Origin of the sequence: Thermogutta sp. (assembly GCF_039793925.1) — a bacterium.
Taxonomy (GTDB): Bacteria; Planctomycetota; Planctomycetia; order Pirellulales; family Thermoguttaceae; genus Thermogutta.
The window spans coordinates 1-9,381 of the sequence record NZ_JBAMME010000358.1; the positions used below are offsets into that span (position 1 = coordinate 1).

The 9,381-nt window shown below is 56.7% G+C and carries 10 protein-coding genes and 1 pseudogene; all 11 read right to left on the reverse strand.

Going from position 1 to position 9,381, the window contains the following annotated elements; all coding sequences use genetic code 11:
- The coding region (locus ABJK56_RS19375) for a magnesium chelatase domain-containing protein (protein WP_347246337.1) at positions 1-265 on the reverse strand (265 nt) is incomplete at its 3' end.
- Positions 266-600: 335 nt separating this feature from the next.
- Positions 601-1,941 (reverse strand): Gfo/Idh/MocA family oxidoreductase, encoded by a 1,341-nt coding sequence (locus ABJK56_RS19380; protein WP_347246338.1) that lies wholly within the window; start codon positions 1,939-1,941, stop codon positions 601-603.
- A gap of 225 nt (positions 1,942-2,166) precedes the next feature.
- Positions 2,167-3,036, reverse strand: a complete 870-nt coding sequence (locus tag ABJK56_RS19385; RefSeq protein WP_347246339.1) for a sugar phosphate isomerase/epimerase — start codon at positions 3,034-3,036, stop codon at positions 2,167-2,169.
- Positions 3,037-3,108: 72 nt separating this feature from the next.
- The gene (locus ABJK56_RS19390; protein WP_347246340.1) at positions 3,109-4,005 is read right to left on the reverse strand and encodes a ThuA domain-containing protein; all 897 of its coding nucleotides are present in this window, start codon (positions 4,003-4,005) and stop codon (positions 3,109-3,111) included.
- 414 nt (positions 4,006-4,419) lie between these two features.
- Positions 4,420-5,334 carry a class II aldolase/adducin family protein gene (locus ABJK56_RS19395; RefSeq protein WP_347246391.1) on the reverse strand — a complete coding sequence of 305 codons (915 nt, stop codon included), beginning with the start codon at positions 5,332-5,334 and terminating at the stop codon, positions 4,420-4,422.
- A gap of 103 nt (positions 5,335-5,437) precedes the next feature.
- Complete coding sequence (locus tag ABJK56_RS19400) at positions 5,438-5,752, reverse strand: EutN/CcmL family microcompartment protein (RefSeq protein WP_347246341.1); 315 nt, start codon at positions 5,750-5,752, stop codon at positions 5,438-5,440.
- A 59-nt stretch (positions 5,753-5,811) separates the two neighbouring features.
- Positions 5,812-6,660 (reverse strand): hypothetical protein, encoded by an 849-nt coding sequence (locus ABJK56_RS19405; RefSeq protein WP_347246342.1) that lies wholly within the window; start codon positions 6,658-6,660, stop codon positions 5,812-5,814.
- A complete protein-coding gene (locus ABJK56_RS19410; RefSeq protein ID WP_347246343.1) occupies positions 6,660-6,917 on the reverse strand; it encodes a EutN/CcmL family microcompartment protein in 258 nt (85 codons plus the stop codon). Before ABJK56_RS19410 ends, ABJK56_RS19405 begins: the two co-directional genes overlap by 1 nt.
- Positions 6,918-7,042: 125 nt before the next feature.
- Positions 7,043-8,488 (reverse strand): aldehyde dehydrogenase family protein, encoded by a 1,446-nt coding sequence (locus ABJK56_RS19415; RefSeq protein WP_347246344.1) that lies wholly within the window; start codon positions 8,486-8,488, stop codon positions 7,043-7,045.
- Positions 8,489-8,683: 195 nt separating this feature from the next.
- The gene (locus ABJK56_RS19420) at positions 8,684-9,016 is read right to left on the reverse strand and encodes a EutN/CcmL family microcompartment protein (protein WP_347246345.1); all 333 of its coding nucleotides are present in this window, start codon (positions 9,014-9,016) and stop codon (positions 8,684-8,686) included.
- 4 nt (positions 9,017-9,020) lie between these two features.
- Positions 9,021-9,381, reverse strand: a pseudogene (locus ABJK56_RS19425) (acetate/propionate family kinase); the annotation flags it as partial.

Genomic DNA, 9,381 nt, shown 5'->3' on the forward strand with positions numbered 1-9,381 from the left:
TCCCCAAGGCGATTGGTAGGTCAAAAGACGCCGCCTCTTTAGGGACATCCGCCGGAGCCAGATTGATGACCGTCCGCGTATTGGCCCGCTGAAACCCCGAATTCACAATCGCCCGTTCGACGCGATGGGTGCTTTCGCGGACGGCGGCCTCGGGCAATCCAACCATCACGGTTTTCGCTAGGCCGGTCGGCGAGACGTCAACTTCCACCACCACCGGCAGTGCGTCAATTCCGACAAGGGTAAATGTCTGCAACTTCGCGAGCATATCAACACCGCCCCCTGAGTTTGCGACCAAGCACGTGGTCTTATTCTGTCGTTTTGCGAGCTCAAAGACAAGACCTTACCTGGCTGGCGCAACCCAGCGCGGCGGAGCCTGCCGAATTTGCTGTCTGTGCGGCGAACGGAACGCCAGTGTGGTGGCTTTCTGCGTTCAAGACAATCCAAATTCACAGCGGGCCCCATCGGTTGCCCGGCGGAAGTTCCTACCGACCACATTTAGTCAGACTGCCCCGTTTCTTCCAATCGACAGGACAAACGTACCCCCGTCCCTACCAGTGTGGGAAAGTACGGACGCCATCGTGCAGCAACACATTCGGGATTTTAGGGACGGCGGGGCCCGGCGATCCACTCCAGGCTGCTGATGCCCGGCTTGGGCAACGGGTAGTTTCCCGTGCTGTCCGGCAGGGTGGGAGGCTCCATATCCATGCGCGTCTCTTCAGGCGTCGGTCGATACTGGAAATCCATCTTGGCAACCTCCTCGAACCGCATGGCCTGCCCCGTATAGACCGCCAACTGGCCCAACACGGTCACCATAGTGCTCTGGGCCATATGGTAGCCACTGTTGATCGGCTGGCCTTTGCGGATGGAATCGAAAAGGGCCTGCTGTTCCGTTTGATAAGGATCATTGCGAGGCCCTTCGTATTGCCAGTTGGTTTCCCCGACAATACGCTTCTGTCCCAAATAGCACGTACCCTTGGTGCCCATGATGATGTCGCTGCTGTTGCCGTAGCACCCGTTCTGCGTGCGGCACATCGCGTAGACGCGGGCCCCGCTCTTGTACTCGTACACAACCGTATCGTGGTCGTACATGTCACCCAGGCCTTCTCCAAAGGATGCGGATCGGCCACCCAGTCCGAAGCACCACTCGGGCATCTCTTCTTTGAGCGCCCAGCTCACCCGATCCATGTTGTGCACCAGCGACTGCGGCACATCATCCCCCGAAAGCCAGCAGAAGTGGTACCAGTTCCAGAACTGGAATTGGAGTTCCGTATGCTCGGGTTTCCGGCTCATCACTTGGTAAGGACCACGCAGGAACATGGCCTGAACGGCCACGATATCACCGATCGCGCCATCATGGATTCGTTTCATGCACTCCTGCCAGCCAAAATCGAATCGGCTCTGCAGTCCGGAGACAATGCTCAGCCCCTTCTCTTTGGCCAGATCGCAGGCCGCCTGCATCCGACGTACACCAACCGGGTCGATACCGTGGGGTTTTTCCACGAAAACGTGCTTTCCCGCTTTGATGGCCTCTTCCGAATACATCGGATGGAACTTCGACGCACAGGCGATGAGAACCACGTCAGAAGCCTCGATGACCTTTTTGTAGCCGTCTAGGCCCACGAAACAATGGTCGTCATCAACGATGACCTTGTCGGGATGGATATTTTTGAGATTCTCTCGCGCTGCTTTCACCTTGCTTTCGAAAATGTCGCACATAGCCACGAGTCGAACGTCCGGTCCGGTATTGAGTGCCTGAGCTGCCGCCCCTGAACATCGGCCGCCACAGCCGATCATCCCCACTTTGATGATGTCGCTTCCTGCCGCGTGAGCCGTGCGACTCACCTCTAGCCCCGCGAGAACACCCGCTGCAGTCGCTCCTGTTCTGGCCAAAAACTCGCGACGTGACCATGCCGAACTTCCGCTACCGCAATTGGGCATCATGATGGAGATCCTCCTTTGTTGAACTACCTGCGTGGTTCGATCGATAACTGAGGTTCACGCCACACCGGGAAAGTACTCGACGAAATGGGTCGAATCGTCTCGCTGACACAATCGCCGCGGGTCGTTCCTCCCCAGCCCGTCGGATGTTACGTCTCCCCATCGCTTGGGCCGGTCGCCTGATCCTTCCCGAAAACCCCCGGCGGGTTACAGCGACCATCCAGCCAGCTATTTTTCCTCGGGAATTCCAAGCTGCTGGAGCGTGTTCCGCAACCATTGGAGGGATCGTTCAATCATGGGACCTCCCTGTCCTTCACACTCCATGCTCAGCGGCCCATTGTAACCGTTGTCGCGGAGAATCGTGAGCACCTGCCGAATATTGTCGGCATTCACGCCATCACCAATCGCACAGTGGCTCACGGCGATTCCCGTTTCCTGCCCCCGCACCGCCGCTGCCAACGACGGACTTACATCCTTGACATGGACGTGATTGACCTTGTCGATGAAGCGTCGACAGAACTCCACAGGATCCTGTCCCGCAATAAACGAGTTTCCCGTGTCCAAATTGAGACGCAAAAACGGACTGTTACAAAAAGCAAGCATCTCTGCCAGGCGATCAGGATTGGTGGTGAAATATCCGTGAACTTCAATGTTGATGGTGATTTCGTAGGCCTCGGCCACCTCCACTATTTGCTCGTAACAACGTTTCATAAGGGCCATGGCCTCCTCATCGGACATGTCCGGGGGCCGATGGAGACCGTCGGTCGTGGCAATTCGTGAACACCCCGCATGTTTTGCCCAAGGGATGCTTTTCAGCACGTAAGCCACACCGTAGAACAGCCCCTCCCGTCCGGAAAGTGGGAAGGCCGCATCAATTTGCGAAAAACGGACCCCATAATTCTCCATTTTTCGCCGCAAAAGCAGCGGGTCCTGGTACAGAGCCACATGGGGTTGATACCCCAATCCATGAATCCAACTGGCACCATCAATCACACCGCATTCGATGTAATGAACGTCATGGGCCTCTGCCCACGCCAGACACTTCTCAAAATCCCAGTAGGCCGAATTGAACGCATCCGTATGAAAGCTGATCTGCATACACCACCTCGCCCGTTGCACTTTCCACCATTCCATCAACCGCTGCGGTTTAACAGTCCGGCTGACGAAGTTTCATTCCATTTTTAATGAAACCGCCTGCGAAGCCTCCGCAAGCCGTCCTGCACACCACAAACACGCCCGCCGAAACAGTGTTTGCACCCCCTCACTTTGGAATGCCTTCACATCATGCCCCAGCACGCAGTGAAAAACCCGACCTTTGCCAACCCGAAGCACAAAAGCCATAGGATAGTCTTTTCCATCCACCTTAGACCGGGCGACGGCCAACACGTGAATGGGGAGATCGCCCGTTAAACACGTGTACAGCTCGTCCACGGTATCGAAGTCTTGCAACCCGCGAGTGATGGGATGTTCGGGATCGACGATACGGACCTTGAAGGAACCATAGGGGTCGTGCCCTCGAAGCTGCGGATCCCAAACCCGTCCGACAAGCTTGAGGAAATCCTCTTTGAATTCTTGAAACGCCCCGCAAGCAAAGTGGACGAGCATTAATCCTCCCCCCTCATGCACGAATCGTTCCAGGGTCTGCAGTCCTTCCCGACCTGGAACATTGGGGTCATAGTTCTTGAAGTGGAGGATCACCACCTGATACTGAAAAGGCTTTTCGGTGCGCAAAACCGTCAAATCCTCTGCCACATCCACGGCAATATCACCGCGTGCCTCTAGGAGTTTCTTGAGGATAGGCGTCGTCTCGCGCCACTTATGCCCGGGGTAATCTTCACCGGTCACGAGAAGACAACGAACGCGAGCTGATTGGGCGCCGGGTTGCTCATTCTGTTCAGACGCCCGACCCTCAAACCCAGCAGACACCGTCACGAATACTGTCATCCCGGTAATCAGACCCAAGAGCATCCATCGCACTGTGGAGACTCCCACTCGGATTCTAGGGGCTAGATAGCTCGGCAAACCGAGCCCGCAAAAGCACTTGCTGACGCTGGTGGGGCGGGTCATCGGGCCTCTCCTCTTCCGTGGGAATGACGACGTTGCCCTTAGCATACATCCATCGCCGCGCCAGTCAAGAATGTGCCCACGGCTTTGCAAATTCTCTCTTTGTAGGTTCAGATTTCACACTAGAAACTCCCATGTTTTGCCATTCGTCCGCTATTATCCGAAGCGCAACAGCGATGTGATGTTGCCCAAGACCATATTTCTGCCGACTGGTATATCCTCAATGGGAGGCGACCTTTCGATTGAACAGAAAACGCTGAATAAACCCAACAATGCCGAATAAAGCCGGCATCGCGCGGGGCAATGTTGAGTGCTCAAAAAGAAAGAGAGAGGGCCACTTTGAAATGGCCCAATTGATCGGGCGTGCCCTGAAATGGGACAAACCGTTACCAGCCGAAAAACACGCTGCTGCCCAGCCTAAGACTGCGATTTGAGGATTTCCATCACCCGATCGGTGATGAGCTGCACGAGCTGCTCGCGTTCTTCCTCGCTCAACTGAGGGTTGACGCCGCAACTGGGATTCTGGCCGGAGCGGAACCGAGGTGGCTGGAAAACTTCCTGGCGGACACCGCTTTCACGCCAGCTTTCGCGAAAAACGTCGTTGGCGCAGAGCTCGCAATTTTCCAGTTCTAGACGCGGGTCCTTGTAACCCAGCCGCTGTTTCAAATCAAGCAGAGCTTTGATTTCGGGTTCTGTGAAATAGTTGATCCGCCCCAGGCTCTTTGCCAGCATCAGCATGCGGCAGTACGCATCGAGAATCTCCGTGTACCAGTAGGCCTTTTCCACCGTGTCCCCGAAACTCACGGTGCCATGATTGGCCAGAATGATCACGTTGCATTTTTCCACAAACGGCAGGATCGTATTGGCAAATTCCTGGGTGCCGGGCGTCTCATATTTGGCGATCGGTACCTCGCCCAGAAAGATTTCCACTTCCGGCAGCACACACAGGGGCACGGCTTCCCGAGCGATACCAAACGCCGTGGCGTGCGGCGGATGGCAGTGAACCACCGCGCGAATGTCAGGCCGGGCTTTCATGATTGCCAGATGGAGCTTAATTTCGCTGGTCGCCTTCCGCACTCCTGCAATTTGGCGCCCCTCCATGTCTACAATGCACAGGTCCTCCGGCTTCATGAAGCCTTTACAGATCATCGTGGGGGTGCACAGGACCTGATTGTCGCTGATCCGGTATGAGATATTCCCGTCGTTCGCTGCAGCGAAACCGCGTTTATAAAGGCGGTCACCAATTTCACAGATTTCCTGTTTGAGTCGCTGAATGTTGGGCGGAGTCCCTCCCCCACGAACGGTGGTTTTCGGCTTCTGTTGAGAATCCATTTGCGATGCCATCGTTCCAATCCTCCAACCTGCCGAATTTATTTTCGGGCTTCCCTTGTCGGGTGCCGCATGTTTCTGTGGTCGTTCTTTAACATAACTGCTTTCAATCATCCGCCGACACTGGCAGCACTTCCCGGAGCGGACACACCTCTACCCGATCCAGGATCGCCGCCAAATAGGCATCCACCGGTTTCGGTTCCGGAAATGGTTGCGCCGCTTCGCGCCCCTCGCTGAAGGCCACCAAACATCCGTCGTGAGCGCCCAATTCGTCGTACAGAACGAGTTCCTCTGCATCGGCTGCCCGTTCACCCAGCAGCATTTCCAGGGACAACGGCACCACGACCTTGAACCTCGCTCCAATCATGGTCGGGTGCGCGCGATTCAAAGTGACGGTGCCGATCACTTTTCCGACTCTCACGACCTGTGTTCCTTTCTGAGCGGCTTAGTGTTTTTCCTGCCGATGCATGAAAACTCACTTCACTGGAGTTCCAATTTTTCGCGAAAGACTTCCGGACAAATGTGGGATGATGCCACAAACTGGCGGATCATCCGCTTGAGGTTGAACAACCCGGCGCTGAGATCCGCCACCAAAACATTGGCACCGACGGCCGCCGTATCGCCCGCCACCGCCTGGGGGTCCCGTCCTACAATAGCCCGGACTCCCCGCTGCCGATTGGCCAGACAGACTTCCGCCGCGACATGCCGAGTGACCACCACGACCAGCCTCTGTTTGCGGCACAGCTCTGCTGCTCTTTCACTCGCCCGAATGAGGCAGTCCAATGTCTCATACTCCGCGCTGATCCCCTCCGAGCGCAACAGATTATCTAGTTGCTGGGGGTTGATCCTCTGTGTCACCAATAAAACTGTGACTGTGGCGGCCCTGGTGGGCGATACATTGCCGTTTTCGGCACACTTCTGTTCGCCTCCGTAAAATACCGGGATCCCCTTTTCCTGAAGCAAATCTCGCACGGCGGGTGTCACCACCGCGTTCATCGGGACCACCACGCGCCGGATTCCCTCCAGACGATCGCTCACCTGGGCAAGGGTGATCACCCTATCCGAAAGAACGAGCTCGCCATCCCGCGTGGAAACAAATCTGGCCAGCGGTCGGGAAGCATCTGTTTGGGTGGCCTCCTCGCGGCGAGAGGCAGTGGGCTCCGGGTCAGCCCTCTGTTGCGGAGCGAGGCCTTTGGCCGGCTCCCCCGATGGCGCGGCAGGGGGCTGTTCATTCGGTCCTTGCTCCGCCCCAATCCGCTGCTGAAGCGACGCCAGGACCTCTCGCACGACCTGTTCGATCAGTTGAGCATTCCAATCACCGCTGGCCATCAGTCCACAATCCCAATCACCGACCACCGCACAGGAGTGTGTGGATCTCCTATGATCGTTTGTGTGTGTTTGCCATCGGAACTTACAATCACCAGATCACCTCGACCTGCACCCAGATTATCAACCACCAAAACCGGGTCACCATCCGGCGAGGCGCCGTCGGCGGCCAATGGCTGAACCAGCAGAAGCTTCCAGCCTTTCATGGATGGATGCTTCACCGTCGCCGTCGCATGACCCACCACTCGTCCTGCCAGCATGAATTCCGTATCGTCCTTCCGGCGAATCCGTTACGGCCCAGCTCCGACTGCCTATGTTCACGTGTGATCGGGGCAAGGCCCAATCCCCAAAATGCAACCTCACAGCTCCAGTTGTTCCCACTTTTTTATTTCCCCAGGATTCGCAGACTATCGATCATCGCACACCGGCGTTCCCGGGTGAAAGTGAGAGGTGTTGTGATGCCTTCACCCGTCGGCCCGGCAATGGAGTACGAAATATAACCTTCGCCACCGAGGCCCAGTCCTGCCATGCACGGTCCATTCTTCACGAAAATCGTGGTGTCCAACGCCCGCCCCATTTTGGTCATATTGACCACGTCGTGCGAATGGATGATCGCCGTGTGCCGGAAGCCATGTTCGGCAATCCGTGCCCGCTCGATGGCCTCATCCACGTCTCGGCAACGGACAAACGGGACAAAGGGCATCATCTGCTCTGCATGGACGAAGGGATTCGAGAAGTCCGTTTCACCAAAGAGAAGCTCCACGTCATCAGGGATTTTCTTGCCAATGGCCCGTGCCAGTTTGGCTGCATCTTGACCTATAAACTCTTTCACGCCAACCGGGTGCCGGTGCTCACCTTCGCCCACGTACGTGATGGCCTTGGCGGTGAGGGCCTCGATTTCGGCGGCGTTGAGCCGAACCGCTCCTGCCCGTTCCATCGCCGCCATTAACTGATCGAAAATTTTCTCCACTGCGAAGACTTCCTTCTCCGCAATGCAGAGGAGGTTATTGTCGTAGGAGGCACCCTTGATGATGCACCGCGCTGCGCGATCCAGATCGGCTGTTTCATCAACCACCACCGGGGGATTTCCTGGCCCGGCCACAATCGCCCGTTTAGCCTGCTGCATCGCGGCCCGAGCTACTCCCGGACCACCCGTCACACATAACAGGGCAATATCGCGATGCTTGAAAATGGCGTTGGCCGTTTCGATCGTGGGCTCTGTGATGACACACATCACATTGTCGATGCCTAGATCCCGGAAGATAGCCTGGTTGTAGCGACGAACTCCTTCTGCAGCTACCCGCTTTCCACTGGGATGCGGGTTGAAGACAACCGTGTTGCCTGCCGCAATCATGGCGATGGCATTGCCTGTCAGCGTGGGCAGGGAATGCGTCACGGGAGTCACCGCCCCAATCACGCCAAAGGGGGCATGCTCGATCACCGTCAGCCCATGGTCTCCGCTGAACACTTCACTGCGAAGAAATTCCACACCGGGCGTCTTCTCTCCCAAAATGCGGAGCTTCTCAATTTTGTGTTCCAACCGGCCGATCTTGGTTTCTTCCATCTCCATCGTGCCCAGTTCGACGCACTGCTCGATGGCGATGCGTCGAATGTGGTCGATGAGCCGCTTTCGCTCCTCCAGGGTGCGGCGGGAAAGAATATCGAAGGCTTCCACGGCCGCTGCGACCGCGTCATCCACATCCGTAAAAAGGCCGAAACGTCCCTGATACCGCTTAACAACCGGCGGCGGTGCCGAGGGAACTCCATTCCCCCGCAAACGCTGGAGAACCTCTTCGACAACCGTACGAACCAGGGCTTCGTTGACTTGCATGATTTCACTCCTTATCGACAATCCGGCATGGGGGTGGTCATGCGCGGGTAATCCCCCTCACACCTCTCAACTTATTTCATGAATCCGCTGGCACCTCTGTGGAAAACGACAATTAATTCTTTTCATCTAACAACCGATCGCTCCATCGTTTACATCAACAACCACATCGTGCCCGACAGGCAGCCGATCGCCTTCCTAACTGTGCGATTCCGACGATTCCGGCTGCTTGCTGTAGATACACCGCTGCCCCACATGCACGTGATCGACGATCCCGATTATGACGGTGTCCACCGGAAGATTCTTTGTTTCCGGAGTAAGTCGGGCACTGGACCCCTGCACAATGAGGACCATTTCTCCTTCGCCCGCACCCACCGTGTCCACCGCGACAAAGGTTCGGCCGGTGGCCACGAGTGTGCTCCGCGTTTGCGGATCCACACGATAGGGTTCCACGAGAAGGAGTTTTCGCCCCACCATCGAGTCCACCTTCTGCGTGGATACCAGTGACCCTGTGACCTTTGCTAAGAACATAGCATTACAGTGACTCTAAAAGGGCCTTTGTTTGTCGGGCGACGATCAACTCTTCATTGGTCGGGATGGTCCAGATCCGAACCCGCCCCTGCGGCGAGCCGATTTCGCATTCTCCACGAGCCGCGCGATTCTTCTCTTCGTCGATCACAATGCCCAATTCGCTCAGCTCGCGGCACACCGCGGAGCGGATTTCCGGCTGGTTTTCACCGATGCCGCCCGTAAACACCAGGACGTCGGCCCCACCCAGTTCGACTAGGGAAGCGCCGACATACTTGCGGATGGCCGCTACAAACACGTCCACCGCGAGCCTGGCACGATGGTTACCCTCCGCAGCCGCTACCATGATGTCCCGGAGATCGGTGCTC

What these genes read in the sequence shown, in the direction of transcription:
- ABJK56_RS19380 (WP_347246338.1), bottom strand. Translation starts at nt 1,941, where the DNA reads ATGATGCCCAATTGCGGTAGCGGAAGTTCGGCATGGTCACGTCGCGAG.
- ABJK56_RS19385 (WP_347246339.1), bottom strand. Translation starts at nt 3,036, where the DNA reads ATGCAGATCAGCTTTCATACGGATGCGTTCAATTCGGCCTACTGGGAT.
- ABJK56_RS19390 (WP_347246340.1), bottom strand. Translation starts at nt 4,005, where the DNA reads ATGACCCGCCCCACCAGCGTCAGCAAGTGCTTTTGCGGGCTCGGTTTG.
- ABJK56_RS19395 (WP_347246391.1), bottom strand. Translation starts at nt 5,334, where the DNA reads ATGGATTCTCAACAGAAGCCGAAAACCACCGTTCGTGGGGGAGGGACT.
- ABJK56_RS19405 (WP_347246342.1), bottom strand. Translation starts at nt 6,660, where the DNA reads ATGGCCAGCGGTGATTGGAATGCTCAACTGATCGAACAGGTCGTGCGA.
- ABJK56_RS19410 (WP_347246343.1), bottom strand. Translation starts at nt 6,917, where the DNA reads ATGCTGGCAGGACGAGTGGTGGGTCATGCGACGGCGACGGTGAAGCAT.
- ABJK56_RS19415 (WP_347246344.1), bottom strand. Translation starts at nt 8,488, where the DNA reads ATGCAAGTCAACGAAGCCCTGGTTCGTACGGTTGTCGAAGAGGTTCTC.
- ABJK56_RS19420 (WP_347246345.1), bottom strand. Translation starts at nt 9,016, where the DNA reads ATGTTCTTAGCAAAGGTCACAGGGTCACTGGTATCCACGCAGAAGGTG.